This window comes from Paludibacter propionicigenes WB4 (genome assembly GCF_000183135.1).
Classification (GTDB): Bacteria; Bacteroidota; Bacteroidia; order Bacteroidales; family Paludibacteraceae; genus Paludibacter; species Paludibacter propionicigenes.
This window is the reverse complement of the sequence record NC_014734.1, coordinates 1,033,102-1,054,791: the sequence shown is the minus strand read 5'-3', so window position 1 is coordinate 1,054,791 and position 21,690 is coordinate 1,033,102. Positions and strand designations below refer to the sequence as shown.

Sequence of the window (21,690 nt, the reverse complement as noted above, 5' to 3'; positions counted from 1 at the left end):
AAATAAAATTCAAACATACACAAATTATTTGTGTTTAAGCACTTTTTCACCATATTTGGTGGTTACGTTTATTCCGGTTTTTTTCAAAAACTCGGTAGGTAATTCGCCTCCTGCAAAAATATAGACCAAATCGTTCTCCAGCTTCAACGTATCTGCCGACTGATTTTCGGTATATAAAACGTAGCCTTCGTGAATAGAAACTACATTCGTTCCGAATTTCATGTCTATCAAACCCTGACTGATGGCAGCTTTAATTTTCTCATTGTTCGTAAGCTTCAACCTACTGAAAGCTTCACCTCTGTACGACAGAGTGACTTTATTTTGATGCATCAGTAATAAAGCAGCCTCTATAGCAGAATCGCCTCCACCTACTACCAGTATCTTTTTATGCTGAATTTCCTCCGCCTCCAACAGTTTATATGCTACTTTCTCTGTATCTTCACCGGGAACGTTCAGCTTTTGCGGAGTTCCGCGTCTTCCTATCGAAAGTAAAACCGTCTTCGAAGTATATGTTTCACCCTGTGCTGTTTGAACTTTAAAAATTCCATCATCGGGAATTATGGCCTGCACTTTAGAGTTTTCTTTTACCGTGATTTCATTCTTAGCCAAAACCGAGTGCCATAAGTCAAGCAGTTGGGTCTTGGACGTTTCTCTGAACTTAACCTTACCGTGTAGCGGAAGTTCCATGGCAGAAGTCATTACCACCTTGGAGCGGGGAAAATTAAAAACTGTTCCTCCCAAAGTATCCTGCTCCAGCGTTAGTACCGACAAGTTGGCTTCTTTTGCTGCCAGCGTGGCCGAAATACCTGCCGGTCCGGCACCTACTACTATCAAATCATAAGTAGCTCTACTGTCTTTTTTGAAATTCTTTGCAATGTTTTCTACCGCTTCTTTGCCTTGTGTGACAGCATTTCTGATTAATCCCATGCCACCCAACTCACCGGCAATATAAATTCCGGGTATATTTGTTTCGAAAGTAGGTCCGACATGCGGAAGATCCACACCTCTTTTCTCTGTTCCAATCCACAACGAAATGGCTTCTACCGGGCAAGCCCTGAAACAAGCCCCATGACCTATGCAATGCGAAGCATTAATCACAGTGGCTTTTCCATTCACTATTCCTAAAATATCGTGTTCAGGACATGCATCTACGCAGGCACCGCTTTTAATGCATCTGTTTTGGTCAATAACAGGATATAATGAAACCGGCTCGTGCGAGTGGTTTTCTTTAGCCAGTTGAATTTTTGCCTCAACTACTTTTGATTCGCGCTTCTGCTTTAAAATATAGATAAGCAATACACCCGCAATCAGTAAAAAAACAAAGCCGTAAATAGCGAATTCAATAAATTGTTCCATTGTTTAAAATATCCATTTATACCCGAATGTAAGTACTACTCCTACGTGAATTAACATGATGACAATCAATATCAAAGCAAACGGAAGGTGAGCAAAATGCCAGTATTTAAACAGGTTCTTCATTTTGTCCAGTCTCGCTATTCGTCTGCTGAGTTTTTTTTCAGTATGAATCAGACCTTTAATTTTTTTTAAATCTCGTTTTGAGACTCCTTCAGACAGAAGCTTCATTTTTAGAGATGAAAGTTTACTCGTATCGGTTTCTGCGAGATCGATGTTATATTTAGTTACGAGCTCTTCATTCTGTTGATCTTTAAGTGCTTCTACTTCCCGCAGACTCAATTCTCTTCCTTCAATTGTCCGGGGTATTTGCAAGTAAATAAACCGACCTATCACACCACTCGACCACACTATTGCCATACTCCAGAAACCTACCGAAACGATTCCACCAAACTTGAATGAAGTGTGAAACAGAATCATCACCGGCCCCAGCGTACAAAGAAAAATATGAAATTCGAGCCAGTATTTTAGGGTTCCCAGACGGGAGAAAACTTTTAAACGCTTACGTCCCATGTAAGAAAATAATCCGAACATCATTATCAGACTGCCGAAGATTCCCAATCCGTGACCAATAAAACCGCTGGGCTTCAGTTGTTGGTAGAGAGGGTGAAAAAACCGCTCTTCTACGGGTAATCTGTAATACGAAAATCCGATGTAAGTCAATAATCCGATAGTAAGTAAAACTACAATAAAATAGAATGTGAGTGATAATCGGTGAACAAATCGAGTCATTTGGGTTTCTTTTCAGAGTTTTTTATGCTGTTATTAAATACGGTATTTTATCTAATTAATTTTATGCTTCCCTTTTTTTCGGAATAATAAGCACCACCTATTAAAGCAATGAGAAGCACCATTGCAATGTAGATTCCTACCGGAATAGGAGGTGGGGTACCTTGTCCGTAAGAGTGCATGCCCGACAGATAGTAGTTGACCCCAAAGAACGTCATAACAATACTTCCAAAGCTTATTACGGAGAGCGTGTTTAATACCAGAACATTATTTGCTTTAGGGATGTTGCGTAAATGTATTACAGACGAATACAGCAATATGCTGACCAAAGCCCATGTTTCTTTTGAGTCCCAGCCCCAGTATCTTCCCCACGATTCGTTGGCCCAAACACCCCCGAGGAATGTACCCACAGTAAGCATAAATAGTCCGACAATGAGTGATAGTTCAATGATATAACTAAACTCCTGAATACTTTCATTCAGCCTGATTCGGTTTTTGTTTGTGCGGGCTATCATCAAGCCTAAATTAAATACTCCCAACAGAGCAGACATGGCAAAGAATCCGTAACTGGAGGTGATAACAGCCACGTGTATTACCAGCCAATAAGACTTCAGTACCGGAACCAGATTAGTTATTTCAGGATTCATCCAGCTCATACCTGCTACCGATAATGCTATGGCCGATAGTAAAGATGTTATAGCCAGTGTAATCGGCGATCGGTTAGCAAACACAAGTCCAGAAAGCGACGCAGCCCATCCTACAAAAATCATGGATTCATAACCGTTGCTCCAGGGCGCATGACCGGAAATGTACCATCGCATAATCAATCCGGCAGTATAAAATACAAACATAATGGCAAATACGTATATGCTCTTGTCGAGGTATTTATCAACTTTAGGATTGTATTTCAATATATTGATAACGTGAAGCGAAATCAGAATTATTCCAAGCAAGCCATACAGTATGGCCAGCGATAAGAAGATACTAAGCTTGTTGTATAACACTTCAAACTGAACCTTTTCTTTCGCAGGAAGTTGCGCGCCACCGTTTAATAACTGATAGTTCTTCAGATTCAGTAACGCACTGTTTGCTTCAGTCCAATCTCCTGATTTTTCGGCTGACAACACAGCACTGAAATACGCAGACAGTAATTTAGCCGGTGTGCCCGATTCATTTTCGGTTGAGGTCATGGCCATATCTGCCATCGAAGTTCCGGTTGTACCGGTCATCCCGGCCATAGGACATTTTGATGCAGAGGTTGAATCCGATGAATTTTTAGTTCCATTTTCAGGCATAGTGGCAGGCATAGATGTTTTGCCCGATTTTCCACTCACGGGGCAAACACCGGCAGGCATTCCTGACATTCCCGACATTTTAGAGTCAGCAGCAGTAGCAGTTGGCTCTAATCCGGAAACAGCTATCCATTTATTACTTTCATGTCCCTGCACCGGGAAAATAGTCAGTATTTCACCCGAGAAAATCCGGTTGCATATATTTACCCGTTCATCCATATTAATCAGTTCTTTTTCATACTGATTTCGTGCTGAAGGGTCTTTCTGATAGGCAGCTTCTACTTTATCGGCAAGCTTGTATTGCCCGTTGTTTTCAGAATCAAAAAGTTGATTAAATGTAATATAATCATTAATGGCTCCAAGCTCCTTTGCCAGTCCTTCATGAGCCACTTTTATAATCGGCTCATTCACCCAGTGCGATGGGTCGGTGCACATCCTCAAAAGCACTTCCAGTGCCGACTGACCATTGAATGTCGTTTTTTTCGTAACCTTCCGTACCAAATCCGAAGCGTAGGTGCTGATTGGTTCAATCCGACCCTGAACTTCATCCTGAATGAGTAAGCTGTTTAATGCATCGATATGAGTTTTTTTAGAGGTCTCTCCGGCAAAAGCCGACATAGAACCCGATAAGATAAGTATTGCAACCAAAGCGGCTGTTTTTGCGGCTTTACGTTTTTTCTGCAATTCGTTGCTAAGTCTGAGAATGTATCTGAATCTGCTGTTTTTGTTGAATAATGTCAGCACCATACCTATAAGCATAAACAAATAGCCGGCGTATGTAATTAACGTTCCCCAATAATCGTGGTTGACGGAAAGAATGGTTCCTTTCTCGTCAGAGTCGTAAGACGATTGGAAGAAACGATATCCTCTGTAGTTTAGAATGTTATTCATGAAAATTCTGAAAGGCTGTACGGTTTTCATTTCTTTGTCGGTAACGGTGATTTCGCTGGCATACGACGATGGACTGTTAGAACCTGGATAACGATCTAACTGAAATTCACGAAGTGTAATGCTGAAAGGAAGTTTACGTTTAAGCATTCCGTAGTCAACTGTCACTTTTACACCGTTTAGCATGCACGAGGCAAGTTGTGAACTTTGATTTTCGGAGCTTAATACATTTACGGTTTTAGTTGTATTTCCATCGCTAACCCTGAATATAATAGCATTTTTCCCCTGACGAATTACACCCGATTTGTTCATATCCGGTGTCATTTGCGTCAAACTCTTTTTTGCTTTTGGGAGGTATGTTTTTAAGACGAATATTAAACTCCCGGTTTTGTAAATGGTTTTTTGTTCTGCCGGGTTCAGTTGTCCGGGCATGATCATCGCTTCTTCTTTTTCCATCATCCCCATTTTAGCCATGGGTAATGTGCTTTTAAAATAGAGTTGATTATCAACTACCGAAAACGCAACCTGAGCTTTTCGGGTGGAATCGTTGAGCGAGAATGAGATATCACCGAGATTGTTTGTTTCGCCATTGAGCAGTATAAAATCTGTTCCCTGATTATTTTGATCCATCACAAACAACGAAATTCCGGCTTCACCTTGCTCATCGGAAACGATTGTTTCTACCGAATTTGGAATAAACAAGTCTTTCTCAACCTTGATTGTTTTATCGGCTATTTGTAGGTTTTCAGCGTAATTCTCCGAGCCGTTTTCTGTAAACGAAGTGTGCGTTGTTTTTTCGGCTTTTTCTCCTTTATATTCGGCTGTTATGGCTACTGATGGTTTATCGGAGGTAATTTCGTTGGAAGTTTCACCCTGACGAATGTGCATCACACCTTCGTAGCCGAAAAACCGTGTTACGGCAGCTCCGATTAATATACAAATAAAGGCCATGTGAAAAAGCAGAACGCTGAACTTACGTTTGTTTACAATTTTGTATCTGACGACACTTCCTAGCAGATTTATTACGAGTAGAAACAGTAGAATTTCGAACCATTTGGCGTTATAAACAATCGATTTTGCATATTCTGTGCCTGAACTGTTTTCGGCAAAAGTAGCATAGCCAATGCTGGCTCCGAAAATAACCAGCAGGATAACGCTGGTGACCATCGAGAAGAAGATATTATTAAGTTTTTTCATGAAATAATCTGGCAAATAATTTGAGAACGAAAGAGCAACATACCGCGTGTTTGTTTGCTCAGGTACACTTATAACTAAAGAAGTGCCAAAGATATTATAAATATCGCTGAGATTTCCAATAATTTATTATAATTTTCAATTTGTAATAAAAACAAACTATTTATGGTCGGTTTTTTACAAAAAGACATTTCATTTTAATGATTGTGTTCTATTTCAGATAAATTGATTACAATCAACTATTTAAAAGCATCAAGCGCCAACGTAGGCTTACCATCCGATCCCCATGCACTTAAAGCGTAATGACTCCAGCTTCGGGCTCCTTCAGGTTCCCAGTAAAAAACACCTAAACCTTTATTCTCAGGTACGTCCCGCACTTTTTGAAGTACGGTTATCAGCATGTTGTATGTGTTCTGTGCTTTTGTATCTTCTCCACCTGTTTCTACCAGCATTACTTCTTTGCCATATCGCGCAACCATATCTTTCAGGTTATTGCCCAGGTCGTTTACGGAAAGTGTGTAATCGGGATTTCCCGGTAGCCAATAAGGATAATAAGATAGTCCGATAACGTCGTATTTCACGCCATTTGCTTTTGCTGCATCAAACCACCAACGCGATCGGGCATTGTTATTCCCCTGATCGATATGAAGAATGACTTTGGTAGTACTACTTACAGCCTTAACTGCGTCGTATCCTTTGTTTATGAGTTGTGCCAGCTGAGGCCAGTTATCGGTGCTTCCTTCGGGTAATAACATGCCGCCCGTAATTTCATTTCCCACCTGAACCCATTCGGGTGTAATGCCGGCAGTTTTAAGTGCAGTCATGACTTCAAAAGTATAATCGTACAATGCTTGCTTTAATTGCTCAAAGTTAAGATTTGCCCATGCAGATGGTTTTACCTGTTTGGAAGGGTCGGCCCATGAGTCGCTGTAGTGAAAGTCGATCATTATCCGCATGCCGCTTTTCTGCGCCCGAATGGCCATTGCCACCGTTTCATCTTTACTGCAATGCCCGCTGGCAGGGTCGTCCGAAGGATTGACCCAGGTGCGTAGCCTGATAGAATTGATTCCGTGATCCTTTAATATTTTGAAACAATCTTCCTGAACTCCCAGATCGTTATAAAACTTGTATCCACTGGCTTCCATCTGCGGTAACCAACTGATATCGGCACCTTTTGCCAGTTTATCGGTGGATGATGTATCAGGATTTGCGGGCACTTCTGCTTTACAGCCCCAAACACTAAAGCAGAAAAGTATAGTAATGAATAAGCTAAAGTGATATTTCATGTAATATTACAGTTTAATTTTGCCTTCTGTCTGATTAGCCATTAATTTGTAAATATGTGACAGCAAAGATATATTATTTCCTCTCAAAACAAATCTTTTAGGGTTTAAATCTCGGCTTCCTTCTTGAAAATGAAAAACAAAACCTGATAATGTAATTATCGGGCTAAGTGCAACCTCAAGTACAGGTACAAAAGCTATTTATTTTTAAAACTTTTTCAGTACATTTGTGGCTTTGAAAATTATAAAAAAGTCACATGCTTACAAACTTTAAGCCCAGCAGCAGGATGAAGTCAACAAGTAAATATTTAGCCATGGCTGTAGTGGCACTTTGGGCAGCGGTTTGCTTTGTGTTTTTCCAGTGGTTCTATCTCTATCATTTGGTATATCGCTTACAGCAGCAGCTCTTTTTGTATTCCGGCGATTATATCAGTTCTTATTTTCACCATCCGGCGTGGTTGGCCTGTCTGTCCGGCGATTTTATTACTCAGTTTTTCTACTTTAATTTTGGTGGTTCATTGACCATTACGGTATCGCTGCTGTTGCTCGGCGTGGTTTGCTATGTAGCTTTGGGGCGCTTTAAACTAAACTCTCCGAAACAAAGCCGGGGCATTGGCATGTGGATAAAGATGCTGTTATCTCTGGCCTTGATAACCTGGGAAGCCCTGCGTAATTGCGGGATAGATTATGAACTGTCTTCTACCATTTCGCTCATCGGTGGCATACTTTTGTTCTTACCTTGTGTGCGTTATCAACGTTGGTTGCCCGGGGTGTTTTTACTTCCGCTGTGTTATTGGCTTTTTGGATATGGAGTTTGGGCATTTTTATTGCTGGCTGTGGTTTATGAAATTACATTACGCCGCTATATAATAGCTCCATTACTGGTTATAGTAGCTTTAATCATCCCCACAGTCATCCGTCAACAATACCATTTAACATGGAAACAGGCGTATCAATATCCTGCTAACTCATTCTTTAATAAGCCGAACTTTACGCACGAAAAATTATTGACAATGGCAGTAGAGAGTTCTTTCGGTCATTGGAACAAGGTGGCTTTATTATCTGAAAAAGAAGACCTGCATTTGAATATATCAACTTATTTTTATAATCTCTCGCATGCTATGCAGGGGCGTTTACCGGATCAATTAATGAACGAGTACCAACCGGGTCCGTTGGGATTATTGATACCGCTCGGACCTGATACGCCACTGCTATCACTATGGTGTAGTAATGAAGTGTGGTTTCAGTTGGGCGATATGACGATGGCCGAACATGCAACACTGCTGGGTATGATATTTTCTCCCAATCATCGCAGTTCAAGTATGGTGATGAGGTTAGCCGAAATAAATATGATTAATGGCGACACTCAGGCTTCTATGAAATATTTGCGAATGCTTCAGAAAACATGGCTCTATAAGGGTTGGGCTGAACAACGAATGCCGGGTAAGGAAGATATAAAGGTTCAAGGCTGGTTAAAACGCAAACGGGCATTATTACCTGTGCAGGACAGTTTACGTGCTGTCAACGATCATACGCTTTCACTTCGTGCGTTACTAAACAATCATCCCGATAATACTATGGCATTGGATTATTTGCTTTGCTATGACTTACTGACGAAAGATATGGCTGCTTTTATGACGGATTATGACATGTATAAAAAAATTGGGGCTGAAGTTCCGAATCGCTTATACAGCGAAGCTTTGCTTATAGGGTTAATGAAACGTCAGGCTACGATAGAGGATGTGAAGCGTTATCGCATTATGCCGGATGTTTTACAAAATTTCAATGAATATACCAGTTTGTACGAGAAGAATAAAGGAGATGGTACTGCTTTGCAACTTCAATATCGAAAAACGTATTGGTTTTATTATCATTTTGCCACTTTTAAATAATCATGAGAAAAAATCGACTCTTTATATACACAATCCTGTTTTGTTCTTTATTGATGTTTTCCTGCACACCTAAGCCGGAGCATGTCAGGGTGGTGAATGCCTTGCCTGCTATTTATCCCGATTATGCGGACGTAACCATTCCTTGTAATATTGCTCCGCTGAACTTCTTATTGCGTGGACAAGCTGATGCACTGCAAGTAAAAGTAAAAGGAACCTCGGATAGTTTAATTGTGAATACTAGTGCGAAGGTTTGTTTTCCAATAAATGCCTGGAAGAAATTATTGAACGCCGAAGTGGGCAAAAGTCTTACAGTACAGGTTACTGCCTGCATAGGTGGAGAGTGGATAAGCTATCGGGCTTTTCAATGGCAGGTGGTGGCGGATAAAATAGATAGTTATTTGAGCTATCGATTGATTGAACCCGGCTACGAAGTATGGAATGCCCTTCAGATTTGTGAACGAAACCTGGAGAACTTTGACGAACGGGCAATAGCGGATAATAATCAATTAAACCGTTCATGCATGAACTGCCATATTTATGGAAATCAACGCGGCAACCTATCGATGTTTCACCTTCGTGGAAAAGATGGCGGAACTATCCTGAACCGAAACGGTAAACTTCGTAAACTGACACTTAAGAGTGGAAATATGATTTCGGCGGCAGTATATGGAGCTTTTCATCCCTCGGGTCGCTTTGGTGTTTTCTCTACCAACAAGATTATTCCGGAACTTCATATGCATGGTAGTCGACGAATGGAAGTGTATGATACCGCGTCGGATGTGGTAGTGGCAGACTTTGATGATAACCGTATGTTGCAATCGCCTTTGCTTTCCAATCCGGATGTGTTCGAGACTTTTCCCGTGTTCTCGGCCGATGGAAAATCTATCTATTTTTGTTCTGCTCCCAAAGTATCCTTACCCAATGATGTTAAGAAATTAAAGTACAGCATATGCCGCATTGCTTTTGATGCTGATAAAAAGCAATTTGGAACTAAAGTAGATACATTGTGGAATGCACGGTTGACAGGTAAATCTGCGTGTCATCTGAAAACTTCGCCCGATGGTAAATACATTCTGTATACTGTAGCCGATTACGGAACTTTCCCTATCTGGCATCGTGAAACTGATTTGCAACTAATGAACTTGCAGACAGGAGTTGTAGATAAACTTACCATGGTTAACTCCGATAAGTCTGATACCTACCATAGCTGGTCGTCCACCAGTCGCTGGTTTGTCTTTGCCAGCAAACGTGATGATGGACAATATGGCAAACCTTATTTTGCTTATGTGGATAAATCGGGCAAAGTGCGCAAGCCATTTGTTTTACCGCAAGAAGATCCGGCACATTATGACGAAACATTGAAGTCGTATAATATCCCAGAGTTATCAACCTCTAAACTGCAGTTTGATGCTGCAGATGTTGAACAAACATATAAAAATTTGAAGGCTGAATCGTTTAAATAATTAAAAAGGTCAATCTGTGATTGAAAGAATTTCCTTACATTTGCAAGCTATAAATCTAGTTAAACTTTCAATATCTACAAACACACTATTATGGCTATTATCAAACCTTTTAAAGGTATTCGTCCTCCCCGGAATTTAGTTGAAAAGGTGGCTTCGCGGCCTTATGATGTATTGAACTCCGAAGAAGCCCGCATCGAAGCTGAAGGCAATCCGATGTCTTTATATCGTATTATTAAACCCGAGATTGACTTTGCTCCCGGAACAGACGAACACGAAGAAAAAGTATATGCCAAAGCTGCCGAAAACTTTGCTAAGTTCAGAAAAGAAGGCTGGTTGGTGCAGGAAGATGTTGAAAAATATTATGTGTACGCACAAACAATGAATGGCAAAACTCAGTACGGTTTAGTAGTTTGTGCCAATGTTGATGATTATTTGAATGAAAATATAAAGAAACACGAACTCACACGCAGGGATAAAGAAGAAGATCGGATGAAGCATGTTCGGGTAAACAATGCCAATATTGAACCGGTGTTTTTTGCTTATCCGCATCAGGACGAATTGGATGCCATTGTGGCCGAAATTATAAAAGCAGAACCTATTTACGATTTCGTTGCTCCGGGCGATGGATTTGGTCATCATTTTTGGGTGATTGATAATCCTGATACTATTGCACGCATTACCGAATTATTTGCGGACATACCTTCGCTTTACATTGCCGATGGTCACCACCGAAGTGCTGCGGCAGCGTTGGTTGGAGATGAAAAACGTCGTCAGAATCCAAATCATACGGGTAACGAAGAATATAATTATTTTATGGCTGTATGTTTTCCTGACAATCAGTTGAATATTATTGATTACAACCGTGTAGTTAAGGATTTAAATAATCTGACAGACGAAGAATTTTTGGCTAAGGTGGCGGTGAATTTTGAAGTAGAACTGAAAGGAAGCGATATCTATAAACCGACTAAGTTGCATAACTTTGCTTTGTATTTATCCGGCAAATGGTATTCTTTGACGGCTAAGCCCGGAACATACAATGATAATGATCCTATCGGTGTGCTGGATGTTACTATTTCCTCAAATCTGATTTTAGACGAGGTACTTGGCATAAAAGATCTTCGCAGCGATAAACGTATTGACTTTGTAGGTGGCATTCGTGGTCTTGGAGAATTACAAAAACGGGTTGAAAGTGGCGAAATGCGTGTTGCCTTAGCACTTTATCCTGTTTCAATGAAACAATTGATAGACATTGCCGATACCGGAAATATTATGCCTCCGAAAACAACCTGGTTTGAACCTAAACTGCGTTCGGGGTTGGTTATTCATGAATTGGTATAGAAAATAGGTTGATAGTAGGCAACATTGCTTGTCCGCTATTAACGATTAATTGTCATTTTTCAACTGAAAAAATATGCGTACAAAATTATCGTTTTCTCTTTTCTTACTTCTTGTTGTTGTCTTACTTTCGGGTTGTAGTCTTAAAGCTCGAATAAAAAAGGCAGACAAAGCATTTGGCGAAGGGCAGTTTTTTTCTGCTGCCGAAAAGTATAAGCGTGTGTACGGATATATTCCCTCCAACCAAAAGCAGTTGAAAGCTCGAATAGCTTTTCAGCAGGCAGAATCGTACAGGTTGATAAACTACACAAGGGCTGAGCAATCCTATGTGAATGCTATTCGGTATAATTATCCTGATTCGATAGTGTATTTGCATTTTGCACAGGTGCTCCAACGGAATGGGAAATACGGTGAGGCGTTGAAAAATTACACTATTTACCTGAAAAAGGATAGTTCCAGTTTGTTGGCCAAAAACGGGGTGATATCCTGCAAACAAGTTGATAAATGGAAAAATCAGCCGAATCCGTATATCGTTCGAAAAGCCGATTTGTTTAATGTTCGCAATGCCGAGAATTTTAGTCCGGCTTTTTTGGGAACTGAGTCGGATGCACTCATGTTTACTTCTTCTCGTCAGTTTAGCAAAACGGTGAAACTCAATAATAGTTCAATTACAGGCTTGCCAAACAACAACATATTTACAAGCAAAAGAAATGCTTTAGGAAAGCTTGAAAAACCAGTAATAATAGGCGATGAAATAAATACGGTTGAGGGAGACGAAGGTGCCTGCTCTTTTACCACCGATGGTAAAGTGATGTATTTTACCCGATCTGTACAGACAGAGGACTCTGAACTGGGTACCCAGATTTATTCATCGAACAGAGTAGGATTGACCTGGAGTACGCCTCAGAGACTAAAAATTTTCAACGATAGTACCATCTCTGTTGCTCATCCGGCAATAGCACCTGATGGACAAACGCTCTATTTTGTTTCAGATTCCAAAAAAGGACTTGGAGGGAAGGATATTTGGAAAGGCACAATATCAAATGGTGAATGTAAATACATTGAAAATCTGGGACCGGAAATAAATACTCCAGGCGATGAAATGTTCCCAACGGTGCGTGCCGATGGTTCATTGTATTTCTCATCCAATGGACGTGTTGGTCTTGGTGGCTTGGATATTTATAAAGCTACATCCCGAAAAGAAGGAGGTTGGTTAGTTGAGAATATGGGTTCACCTATAAATTCTTCGGCCGATGACTTTGGGATGACTTTTGAACGAAATGCCGAGAGAGGTTATTTTTCGTCGAACAGAAATGAAATAAAAGGGCTGGACGCTATCTGGAGCTTTGAACTCCCGGCCTTGGTTTATTATGTCGAGGGAAAAGTTTCGGACGATAAAGGGAATGGAGTACCTGATGCCACTGTTCGCTTAGTTAGTAATAATGGCATGAACGCACGTATACAAACCAAAAAAGACGGAACTTACAGAATAAAAATAGACAAAGATTTGAATTGTGTAGTGTTTGTATCTGCCCGTGGTTACCTTAACCAGAATACTTCCTTGTCAACTCAGGGATTGGTCGAAAGTAAAACGTTTAATGTAGATTTTAAATTATCAGCCATATCGAAGCCAATACAAATAGAGAATATCTTCTACGAATCAGGCAAATGGGAGCTGACCCCGGCTTCCGAGAATGGTTTGCAGGTATTGGTAAAACTTTTAAATGATAATCCGAATATTACCATCGAGATTAGTGCTAATACCGACTTGGTTGGTAGCAATGCCGATAATAAAGCACTATCAACGAAACGTGCAAAATCGGTAGTCGACTATTTAATTTCGAAGAAAATAGCTCCTGACAGACTGACTTCGGTGGGTTATGGAGAAGAAAAACCTGTAGTGGTAGATGCTGCTATGGCTAAAAAATATCCATTCTTGAAAGAGAATGATGTGCTCGATGAAGCTTATGTTTTGAAACTAACGCCGGCTCAGCAGGAGGTTGCTAATCAGATTAATCGACGCACTGAATTCAGAGTGTTGAAAACAACATACAAACTTTATTGATAAACAAGTAAAGTTGACGTGTAAACTAAATACAGAAATGAAACAATATATAGACTTATTGAATCGGGTACTAACCGAAGGTGTACACAAAGAAGATCGTACAGGAACCGGAACCATTAGCGTGTTTGGACATCAGATGCGCTTTAATATGGAAGATGGATTTCCTTGTCTGACAACTAAAAAATTGCATCTGAAATCAATCATTCATGAACTGCTGTGGTTTTTGAATGGTGATACCAATATTAAATATCTGACAGATAACGGTGTGCGTATCTGGAACGAATGGGCTGATGAACAAGGCAATTTAGGGCACATCTACGGTTATCAGTGGAGGTCGTGGCCCGATTATAATGGAGGGCATATTGATCAGATAACCGAGGTGGTGAACGCCATAAAGAAAAATCCGGATTCGCGCCGTATCATTGTAAGTGCTTGGAATGTAGCTGATATACCTAATATGAATTTGCCGCCTTGCCACGCATTCTTTCAATTTTATGTTGCTAACGGTAGATTAAGTTTGCAGCTTTACCAACGTAGTGCAGATATTTTTCTTGGAGTTCCGTTCAACATTGCTTCGTATGCTTTGTTGTTGCAAATGATGGCTCAGGTTACCGGTCTCAAAGCGGGTGATTTTGTTCATACGCTGGGTGATGCACATATTTATACAAATCATATGGAGCAAGTGAAACTGCAATTATCGCGTGAGCCCAGACCATTGCCTACAATGAAGATTAATCCTGATATTAAGGATATATTTTCTTTCAGCTTCTCAGATTTTGAATTGATTGATTACGACCCTCATCCTCATATTAAGGGTGTTGTGGCTGTTTAATCATAATATGAACGTTATTCAGTGTCGGATAGCTCTACATTTGGCTAAGTTAAAATGGATAGTCGGTCACGATTGTCCATTCTTTTTGAGTAGTTTTGTAGTCTTGTCATGGAAAAAATACAGATGACGCACAAGCGTTTTTAATTTGAATATTATGTCAGAAATTTCAATTATTGCCGCTGTTGCCGATAACTTCGCTATTGGCAAAGCAAACAACTTACCTTGGCATTTGCCAGCCGACTTAAAACATTTTAGACAACTAACAACGGGTCATGCTGTTGTAATGGGCAAACGTACATTTGAAAGTTTGCCGAAGGGTCCTCTGCCTAATCGTAAAAATATAGTGCTTACATCAGTTATGTCTGAGGGCGTAAATAAAGGATATTTTGAGGCTGACTCATTGGAAGATGCCGTATACCTTTGTGAGCATGAGGAAAAAGTATTTATTATTGGTGGTGCTACTGTGTATAAACAGTGTATTGATAAAGTAAATACAATGTATATCACGTGGATACATAATAAGTTTAGTGCCGATACTTTTTTCCCTCAGATTAATCTGGATGAATGGAAAGAAGTAAGCCGGGAGGATCATGATGCTGATGAGCTAAATCAATATTCATATTCATTCGTGGTTTACAAACGAAAGTAAATAAGAAAGTTTTATAACAAAAGCACTATTCCGGTTTTTTCGGAGTAGTGCTTTTTGTTTTTAATTAAAATGATAATATTTCAATTAATTTCTAAACTGTTTACGCTGATTTGTATCATTTTGATTATCTTTGTTTGTATTTTTAATAAAGTCTACCAGAAACAATAAAACAAATAGAATGAGTTATCTTTTTAAACCGGTTAATTATAAACCTTTGCTCAATCTTCAACAAACGGAATTGGGGATTTCGAAAATTAAAGATTTTTTTCAATCTAACCTTTCATCAGAGTTACGTTTACGTCGTGTAACAGCTCCATTGTTTGTGCTTCGCGGAACAGGTATCAATGATGATTTGAATGGCATTGAGCGTGCTGTAAGCTTTCCCATTAAAGATATGGGCGATGTCCCTGCTGAGGTTGTTCAATCCCTCGCCAAATGGAAGCGACTTACGCTGGCTGCTTACGAGGTTGAAAATGGTTATGGCATATACACCGACATGAACGCTATTCGTGCCGATGAAGAATTGGGAAATCTTCACTCTCTGTATGTCGATCAGTGGGATTGGGAACGTGTTATCTCAGCCGAAGATCGTAACATTGAGTTTTTGAAAAGCATTGTTCGAAAAATATATGCAGCTTTTCTGCGAACTGAATATCTTGTGAGCGAAGTATTTCCTGAAATCGGATTATTCTTACCCGAGGAAATTACATTTATTCACGCTGAAGAATTGCGAAAAATGTATCCTGCACTTACGCCAAAACAGCGGGAAACCGAAATAACAAAGAAACATAAGGCCGTCTTTATCATCGGTATTGGAGGTGTTTTGGGCGATGGACAAAAACACGATGGCCGTGCGCCGGATTATGATGATTGGTCGACTGTGGCAGAGAACGGTTTGGCAGGTCTTAACGGAGATATTCTTTTCTGGAATCCTATACTTGATATTCCATTCGAGGTTTCATCCATGGGCATTCGGGTTGATAAGGCTGCATTGCTGCGTCAGTTGGAAATAGAAGGTAAAAATGAGCGTTTGGAATTATATTTTCACAAACGATTGATGGATGGTTCATTACCATTGACTATCGGAGGTGGCATTGGGCAGTCACGCTTGTGTATGTTCTTTTTACGCAAGGCACACATTGGCGAAATTCAATCAAGTATCTGGCCGGCAGAAATGTATAAAGAGTGTCAGAAATTGAACATAATCTTAATGTAATACCTGTCATATACAAGTTTATAAATGCAATAATAAAAGTCCTGAAGGTTTATTTTCATTGAAACTTTTAGGACTTTTTTATTCGGAATAGCAGAAAGCTAAAGGTAGAAAGTTGTTATAAGGCTTATTGCCAATTCCAAACTTTTCAATTATTTGCATTTGATTTTGAGCTATTTTTTGTAATTTCGCACACTATTAGTTAGATAAGCATAATCCGAACAAAATGAATATAGATTTTCAAAAAACGGGTGGTCTGGTACCCGCAATAATTCAAGATGAGTTGACATCCAAAGTGTTGATGCTGGGGTATATGAACCAGGAGGCACTCACAAAAACGCAGGAAACCGGACAAGTAACTTTTTTTAGTCGTACCAAAAATCGTTTGTGGACAAAAGGTGAAGAAAGTGGTAACTTTCTGAACGTTGTTTCTATTACACCCGATTGTGATAACGACACATTGCTGATTAAAGTAAATCCCGTTGGACCGGTTTGTCACACAGGCACCGATACCTGCTGGGGTGAAAAGAATGATGGAGACGTGGCTTTCCTCAAATATTTGCAAGATTTTATAACCGTTCGCTACAAAGAGATGCCCGAAGGATCTTACACTACGTCTCTTTTCAAAAAGGGTATAAACCGTATGGCTCAGAAAGTAGGTGAGGAGGCTGTAGAAACCGTTATTGAGGCAACCAACGGAACCGAAGAGGGTTTTATTTACGAAGCATCAGACTTGGTTTATCACCTTATCGTATTGCTTACTTCTAAGGGATACTCGCTCGACGATCTGGCTCGCGAACTGAAAAAAAGACATAAATAATTACAGTTTAATCAACAACAGATAACTACCACCAACTGAAAAACTGATATTTCCCATGGAAAATAAATTATTAATCAAATACGTGGACGTAGATATTTACCAGCAGGATTTGTTGGTGCTTAAAGATGTACAGCTTGAAATTCATTCCGGCGAATTTGTTTATTTGCTCGGTAAAGTAGGTAGTGGTAAGACATCATTGTTGAAATCCATTTATTCTGAGCTTCCTATAGAATCGGGCGTTGCAGGTGTATTGGGTTACGATTTACGCGATCTGAAAATGAACGATGCTCCATTTTTGCGTCGTAAGATTGGTATTGTTTTTCAGGATTTCCAATTGCTTACCGACCGCAGTGTGTATCAAAATCTTGATTTTGTTTTGCGTGCAACAGGTTGGAAAGAACAAGCCAATATTGAGGAGCAAATTGCCAATGTGCTTAATCAGGTTGGAATGTATGCCAAGCGTCATAAAATGCCGCACCAACTCTCCGGAGGCGAGCAACAACGTATTGTTATTGCCCGTGCGTTGCTCAATTCTCCCGAAATGATTCTGGCTGATGAGCCGACAGGAAATCTTGATCCTGAAACAGGAAACGAATTGATTGAATTGCTTTATAATATCCGTTTGTCAGGCACTACGGTGGTTATGGCTACTCATAATTTGGGTTGGCTTGATAAATTCCCGGGACGTGTTTTTAGATGCGATAATGAAAGTCTGGTGGAGTTGAAAAATAATCAGCCTGTCACACCCGAGACCGTAGATGCAGAGAGCGGTAACTAAAGATAATTTGTCATGAAAAATCTAAAATGTCCTCAGTGCGAGATTCATCGTTTCTTTGTCAAAAATGAAAAGGGTGAAACTGTATTGGTGACTATCAATGACCAATATGAAGTTGTGAAAGTGCATCCTGATGATTCGCTGGAAGGCTTCGATTTAACCATGCTTTACTGCTTGGGTTGTTCATGGTCAGGTTCTCCTAAATCGCTCCGAAATGGAGCTCATAAAAGGCGTTAAGGACAGCTAAACGCATGTATAATAAAAATCCCCACTACAAATTTGCAGTGGGGATTTTTTATATCCTAGGTAAACGCTAGATTTTATACACCCAACGAAGCGCGTACAGCTTCAATTTTTTTATTGGCAGCAGCATCGGCAGCATCGTAGTCGGCACGGCTTGTCATTGCACCACGCACCTCTATATAGAACTTAATCTTAGGCTCGGTTCCCGAAGGTCGAACTGATATTTTTGTTCCATCTTCTGTGAAATATTGCAATACATTGGATGTTGCAGGCATAATCAAGTCGCTCACTTTTCCACTATCAAGATCGGTCATTTTCAGTGAATCGTAGTCTTTTACTACTTTTACCTTAGAACCGGCAATTTCTTTCGGAGGATTGCTGCGGAAATCACGCATCATTTGTGCAATTTCTTCTGCACCGCTCTTACCTTTACGAACCACAGAAATTCCTTTTTCTTTTCCGTAACCATATTCCACGTAAATATCTTGCAGTAATTCGAATAATGTTTTTCCATTGTCTTTTGCCCAGGCTGCAATTTCGGCCATTACTGTACACGATGAAACAGCATCTTTGTCACGCGCAAACTCTTCGGGCAAAAAGCCGTAGCTTTCTTCTCCACCACCAATGTATTCCTTTTTACCTTCGTTTTCGCGAATCACGGCTGCAATCCATTTAAATCCGGTGAAGCAATCGAACATTTCCACACCGTTGCGTTCAGCAATTTGCTTGATAATTTCTGTTGTAACAATGGTTTTTACTATGTATTGGTTGCCATTCAGTTTGCCCAGCTCTTTCCAACGACGGATGAGGTAGTAAATAAACAGCAGGGCAGTTTGGTTACCATTTACCAGTATCCATTCACCCTTATCATTTTTTACGGCTATTCCAAGTCGGTCAGCATCAGGGTCGGAAGCCATAACAATATCCGCATCGGTTTCGATTGCCTTTTTTACAGCCATATCCAATGCTGCAGGTTCTTCAGGGTTTGGCGAAACAACGGTCGGGAAGTTTCCGCTCACTACGTTTTGCTCAGGTACGGCAATAATGTTGGTAAAACCGTATTCTTTCAGAGCGCGAGGAATCAGTTTTACTCCGGTTCCGTGAATAGGGGTATAAACTATTTTTAAATTGCTGTTGCGCTTGATAGATTCGGGCGAAAGCGAAAGCTTTTTGATATTCTCAATGAATAATTTATCAATTTCTTCTCCAATGATTTCGATAAGAGCCGGATTGCCTTCAAATTTAATATCGTCAACACTCGCAATTTTGTTTACTTCGGTAATCACATTTTCATCGTGAGGAGCTACCATTTGAGCACCGTCATTCCAGTAAGCTTTGTAACCGTTATACTCTTTCGGATTATGCGAAGCTGTGAGGATTATACCACTCTGACAGCCTAAATGACGGATGGCAAACGAAGCTTCAGGGGTGGGACGGAGGTCTTCGAATAAATATACCTTAATGCCGTTAGCCGAAAAAATATTCGCCGAAATTTCTGAGAAAAGTCGACTGTTATTGCGGCAGTCATGACCAATCACTACACTTAGTTGGGGTACGTCCGGAAACTGCGCTTTCAGATAATTACTCAAACCCTGAGTGGCAGCGCCTACAGTGTAGATATTCATTCGATTGGTTCCTACGCCCATAATACCACGTAATCCGCCGGTACCAAATTCTAAATCACGATAAAATGATTCAATCAGCTCACTTTTGTCCTCGGCTTCCAGCAATCGGCGAACCTCTTTTTTTGTTTCCTCGTTATAATTTCCATCAAGCCAGATTTGTGCTTTGGCTATCACTTCGTTAAGTAAAGTATTGTTATCCATATAATTTGTTATTTTTATATTCAGACTCAGAACAGAGCGCTAAAATACATAATTTTTTTGAAAAAACGGGTTGTTGATATGCATGTTCTTTCCATCTACAAGAACTTTTTTGCTTAGAATTTCAACTTTAAATTCAATTAATCCAACGTCTTATCACTCTATAAAGTTCGAGTGCCATCGTTGAAATTAAAATCTAAGCATTGATAAAAAAAGCCACCTTGCATTTTGTTGATGTAAAGTGGCTTTTATATTTTGAATTTATTGATTACTCAATTACATTGGGTTGTTCCAGTCCATAGCCTTTCTTTTTGTCTTCAGCCTTTAGCAAATAAGCAAAACCTATCGCCAAAACGCCGAAGCAGGCAAATATGAGCATCGGAATGGTGTAGTTATACTGAGTCAGCTGCTCCTGCTTTCCATCAATCACTCTGGTTATTGTTCCTATGATGCAGTATTTATCGAGAACCCAGCCAATCAACAAAGGAACCAGCATTAATCCCCAGTTTTGTACCCAAAAAGTCATTGCATAAGCTGTCCCAAGTTTACTCTCAGGTATAATTTTAGCGATAGCCGGCCACATCGCCGAAGGCACCAACGAAAAGGCAATTCCCAGTACCACAACCAGTCCTATAGCAATGGGGAAGCTATTAAGCGAAGGTATAGCAAATAATAAATGAACACAAACCAGCAAGATAGAGCCGAGGATCATGATTGAAGCGCCTTTTCCTTTTTTATCGGATATTCCACCGAACAGAGGTGTAAGTAAAAGTGCACTAAAAGGCAGCAAGGCCGGGATATAACCGGCAAAAGTATCGGTTACCGAGAACTTCTGTACAATCAGATTGGTGGCAAATTTGATAAAAGGGAAAACTGCCGAGTAAAACAATACACAAAGGATAGATATATACCAAAATGCCCTGTTTCTGGCTATGTCTGCTATGTCTGAAAATTTAAATTCTTCATCACTGGCAATTCCGGCATCCGATTCTTCTTTGTCTAATCGTTTGTCGATGACGTTAAAGAATAAATAAACAAGCAAACCTAAGCATAGCAATACGATGGACAATAAAACAGGTGCGCTTACATCTTTTGTCAGGTTGTACAATGGTTGAGGTGTAAACATGGCTAATGCGGTACCGATACGCCCTGTAGAGGTATTCAGTCCAATGGCCAAAGCCATTTCTTTTCCTCTGAACCAACGTACTACAGCTTTATTTGCTGCAATACCAAACATTTCACTACCAACTCCAAAAAGTGCAAACCCCAATCCTGCTACAACCGCCGATTTTGGTGTAAGCCCCAATACTTGCCACGAACCGATTGTCAGCTCATAGGTACCGTCAACATGTCCGGCTATAGCCCAATATTTAATTCCGGCACCTGCCAGCATAATTCCGATAGCTAAAACTCCGGTAAATCTTGTTCCTAATTTATCGAGTATCATCCCGCTGAAAACCATCATCAACAAGAATACATTAAACCAACCGTAACCACTGGTGAATAATCCGTAATCTGTTGCAGACCAATGGAGTTTGCTTTGAAGGTTTTGCTGTAAAGGCGCCATTGCATCGGGCAGGTAATACATGCACATCATGGTAAACGATACAAGTATCAGGACAACCCAGCGCGCTGATTTTGATTCGCGGAGTGAAGAAATTTTCTCAGCCATAAACTTTTTGATTAATAGAATTGTTTTTTACTTAAATGTGAATTTTGTTTTTTTAGCCTGCAAATCTACTCAAAAAAATCATTTCAATAGCTAAACTGCCATAATTACC

16 protein-coding genes are annotated in these 21,690 nt (G+C 40.1%); 10 read left to right on the top strand and 6 right to left on the bottom strand.

What is annotated here, in order from left to right:
- Nucleotides 1-24: 24 nt before the first annotated feature.
- The 4 genes from PALPR_RS04290 to PALPR_RS04275 all read right to left on the bottom strand — a co-directional run bounded on the left by PALPR_RS04290 (nucleotide 25) and on the right by PALPR_RS04275 (nucleotide 6,802).
- Entirely contained in the window at nucleotides 25-1,356 is a 1,332-nt protein-coding gene (locus PALPR_RS04290) for an NAD(P)-binding domain-containing protein (RefSeq protein ID WP_013444389.1), read from the bottom strand.
- Nucleotides 1,357-1,359: 3 nt separating this feature from the next.
- Complete coding sequence (locus PALPR_RS04285) at nucleotides 1,360-2,145, bottom strand: hypothetical protein (protein ID WP_013444388.1); 786 nt, start codon at nucleotides 2,143-2,145, stop codon at nucleotides 1,360-1,362.
- A gap of 47 nt (nucleotides 2,146-2,192) precedes the next feature.
- Nucleotides 2,193-5,519 carry a cytochrome c biogenesis protein gene (locus tag PALPR_RS15295; protein ID WP_013444387.1) on the bottom strand — a complete coding sequence of 1,109 codons (3,327 nt, stop codon included), beginning with the start codon at nucleotides 5,517-5,519 and terminating at the stop codon, nucleotides 2,193-2,195.
- A 236-nt stretch (nucleotides 5,520-5,755) separates the two neighbouring features.
- Nucleotides 5,756-6,802, bottom strand: coding sequence for a glycoside hydrolase family 53 protein (locus PALPR_RS04275; RefSeq protein ID WP_013444386.1), 1,047 nt, complete (start codon nucleotides 6,800-6,802; stop codon nucleotides 5,756-5,758).
- 254 nt (nucleotides 6,803-7,056) lie between these two features.
- Between PALPR_RS04275 and PALPR_RS04270 the strand changes: the two genes are divergently transcribed.
- From PALPR_RS04270 to PALPR_RS04225, 10 genes are all read left to right on the top strand, one after another.
- On the top strand, nucleotides 7,057-8,691 hold the full coding sequence (locus PALPR_RS04270) for a DUF6057 family protein (RefSeq protein WP_013444385.1): 1,635 nt from the start codon (nucleotides 7,057-7,059) through the stop codon (nucleotides 8,689-8,691).
- Nucleotides 8,692-8,693: 2 nt separating this feature from the next.
- On the top strand, nucleotides 8,694-10,154 hold the full coding sequence (locus PALPR_RS04265) for a TolB family protein (protein WP_013444384.1): 1,461 nt from the start codon (nucleotides 8,694-8,696) through the stop codon (nucleotides 10,152-10,154).
- Nucleotides 10,155-10,244: 90 nt separating this feature from the next.
- Nucleotides 10,245-11,492 carry a DUF1015 domain-containing protein gene (locus tag PALPR_RS04260; protein WP_013444383.1) on the top strand — a complete coding sequence of 416 codons (1,248 nt, stop codon included), beginning with the start codon at nucleotides 10,245-10,247 and terminating at the stop codon, nucleotides 11,490-11,492.
- 73 nt (nucleotides 11,493-11,565) lie between these two features.
- On the top strand, nucleotides 11,566-13,554 hold the full coding sequence (gene porE / locus PALPR_RS04255) for a PorE family type IX secretion system protein (protein WP_013444382.1): 1,989 nt from the start codon (nucleotides 11,566-11,568) through the stop codon (nucleotides 13,552-13,554).
- 37 nt (nucleotides 13,555-13,591) lie between these two features.
- Entirely contained in the window at nucleotides 13,592-14,386 is a 795-nt protein-coding gene (locus PALPR_RS04250) for a thymidylate synthase (RefSeq protein WP_013444381.1), read from the top strand.
- 154 nt (nucleotides 14,387-14,540) lie between these two features.
- On the top strand, nucleotides 14,541-15,035 hold the full coding sequence (locus PALPR_RS04245) for a dihydrofolate reductase (RefSeq protein WP_013444380.1): 495 nt from the start codon (nucleotides 14,541-14,543) through the stop codon (nucleotides 15,033-15,035).
- Nucleotides 15,036-15,213: 178 nt separating this feature from the next.
- Nucleotides 15,214-16,251 (top strand): aspartate--ammonia ligase, encoded by a 1,038-nt coding sequence (gene asnA, locus PALPR_RS04240; protein WP_013444379.1) that lies wholly within the window; start codon nucleotides 15,214-15,216, stop codon nucleotides 16,249-16,251.
- A gap of 223 nt (nucleotides 16,252-16,474) precedes the next feature.
- Nucleotides 16,475-17,068 (top strand): bifunctional phosphoribosyl-AMP cyclohydrolase/phosphoribosyl-ATP diphosphatase HisIE, encoded by a 594-nt coding sequence (hisIE, locus tag PALPR_RS04235; RefSeq protein ID WP_013444378.1) that lies wholly within the window; start codon nucleotides 16,475-16,477, stop codon nucleotides 17,066-17,068.
- A 55-nt stretch (nucleotides 17,069-17,123) separates the two neighbouring features.
- The gene (locus tag PALPR_RS04230; RefSeq protein ID WP_013444377.1) at nucleotides 17,124-17,846 is read left to right on the top strand and encodes a cell division ATP-binding protein FtsE; all 723 of its coding nucleotides are present in this window, start codon (nucleotides 17,124-17,126) and stop codon (nucleotides 17,844-17,846) included.
- A 12-nt stretch (nucleotides 17,847-17,858) separates the two neighbouring features.
- Complete coding sequence (locus PALPR_RS04225) at nucleotides 17,859-18,080, top strand: hypothetical protein (RefSeq protein WP_013444376.1); 222 nt, start codon at nucleotides 17,859-17,861, stop codon at nucleotides 18,078-18,080.
- A gap of 83 nt (nucleotides 18,081-18,163) precedes the next feature.
- Here PALPR_RS04225 and PALPR_RS04220 read toward each other — a convergent pair whose 3' ends face one another.
- Nucleotides 18,164-19,912 (bottom strand): phospho-sugar mutase, encoded by a 1,749-nt coding sequence (locus PALPR_RS04220; protein ID WP_013444375.1) that lies wholly within the window; start codon nucleotides 19,910-19,912, stop codon nucleotides 18,164-18,166.
- A 265-nt stretch (nucleotides 19,913-20,177) separates the two neighbouring features.
- Nucleotides 20,178-21,581, bottom strand: a complete 1,404-nt coding sequence (locus tag PALPR_RS04215) for an MFS transporter (RefSeq protein WP_013444374.1) — start codon at nucleotides 21,579-21,581, stop codon at nucleotides 20,178-20,180.
- Between the last annotated feature and the right edge of the window lie 109 nt (nucleotides 21,582-21,690).

Coding starts and splice junctions, on each gene's coding strand:
- PALPR_RS04290 (WP_013444389.1), bottom strand. CDS start 1,356: ATGGAACAATTTATTGAATTCGCTATTTACGGCTTTGTTTTTTTACTG.
- PALPR_RS04285 (WP_013444388.1), bottom strand. CDS start 2,145: ATGACTCGATTTGTTCACCGATTATCACTCACATTCTATTTTATTGTA.
- PALPR_RS15295 (WP_013444387.1), bottom strand. CDS start 5,519: ATGAAAAAACTTAATAATATCTTCTTCTCGATGGTCACCAGCGTTATC.
- PALPR_RS04275 (WP_013444386.1), bottom strand. CDS start 6,802: ATGAAATATCACTTTAGCTTATTCATTACTATACTTTTCTGCTTTAGT.
- PALPR_RS04270 (WP_013444385.1), top strand. CDS start 7,057: ATGCTTACAAACTTTAAGCCCAGCAGCAGGATGAAGTCAACAAGTAAA.
- PALPR_RS04265 (WP_013444384.1), top strand. CDS start 8,694: ATGAGAAAAAATCGACTCTTTATATACACAATCCTGTTTTGTTCTTTA.
- PALPR_RS04260 (WP_013444383.1), top strand. CDS start 10,245: ATGGCTATTATCAAACCTTTTAAAGGTATTCGTCCTCCCCGGAATTTA.
- porE (WP_013444382.1), top strand. CDS start 11,566: ATGCGTACAAAATTATCGTTTTCTCTTTTCTTACTTCTTGTTGTTGTC.
- PALPR_RS04250 (WP_013444381.1), top strand. CDS start 13,592: ATGAAACAATATATAGACTTATTGAATCGGGTACTAACCGAAGGTGTA.
- PALPR_RS04245 (WP_013444380.1), top strand. CDS start 14,541: ATGTCAGAAATTTCAATTATTGCCGCTGTTGCCGATAACTTCGCTATT.
- asnA (WP_013444379.1), top strand. CDS start 15,214: ATGAGTTATCTTTTTAAACCGGTTAATTATAAACCTTTGCTCAATCTT.
- hisIE (WP_013444378.1), top strand. CDS start 16,475: ATGAATATAGATTTTCAAAAAACGGGTGGTCTGGTACCCGCAATAATT.
- PALPR_RS04230 (WP_013444377.1), top strand. CDS start 17,124: ATGGAAAATAAATTATTAATCAAATACGTGGACGTAGATATTTACCAG.
- PALPR_RS04225 (WP_013444376.1), top strand. CDS start 17,859: ATGAAAAATCTAAAATGTCCTCAGTGCGAGATTCATCGTTTCTTTGTC.
- PALPR_RS04220 (WP_013444375.1), bottom strand. CDS start 19,912: ATGGATAACAATACTTTACTTAACGAAGTGATAGCCAAAGCACAAATC.
- PALPR_RS04215 (WP_013444374.1), bottom strand. CDS start 21,581: ATGGCTGAGAAAATTTCTTCACTCCGCGAATCAAAATCAGCGCGCTGG.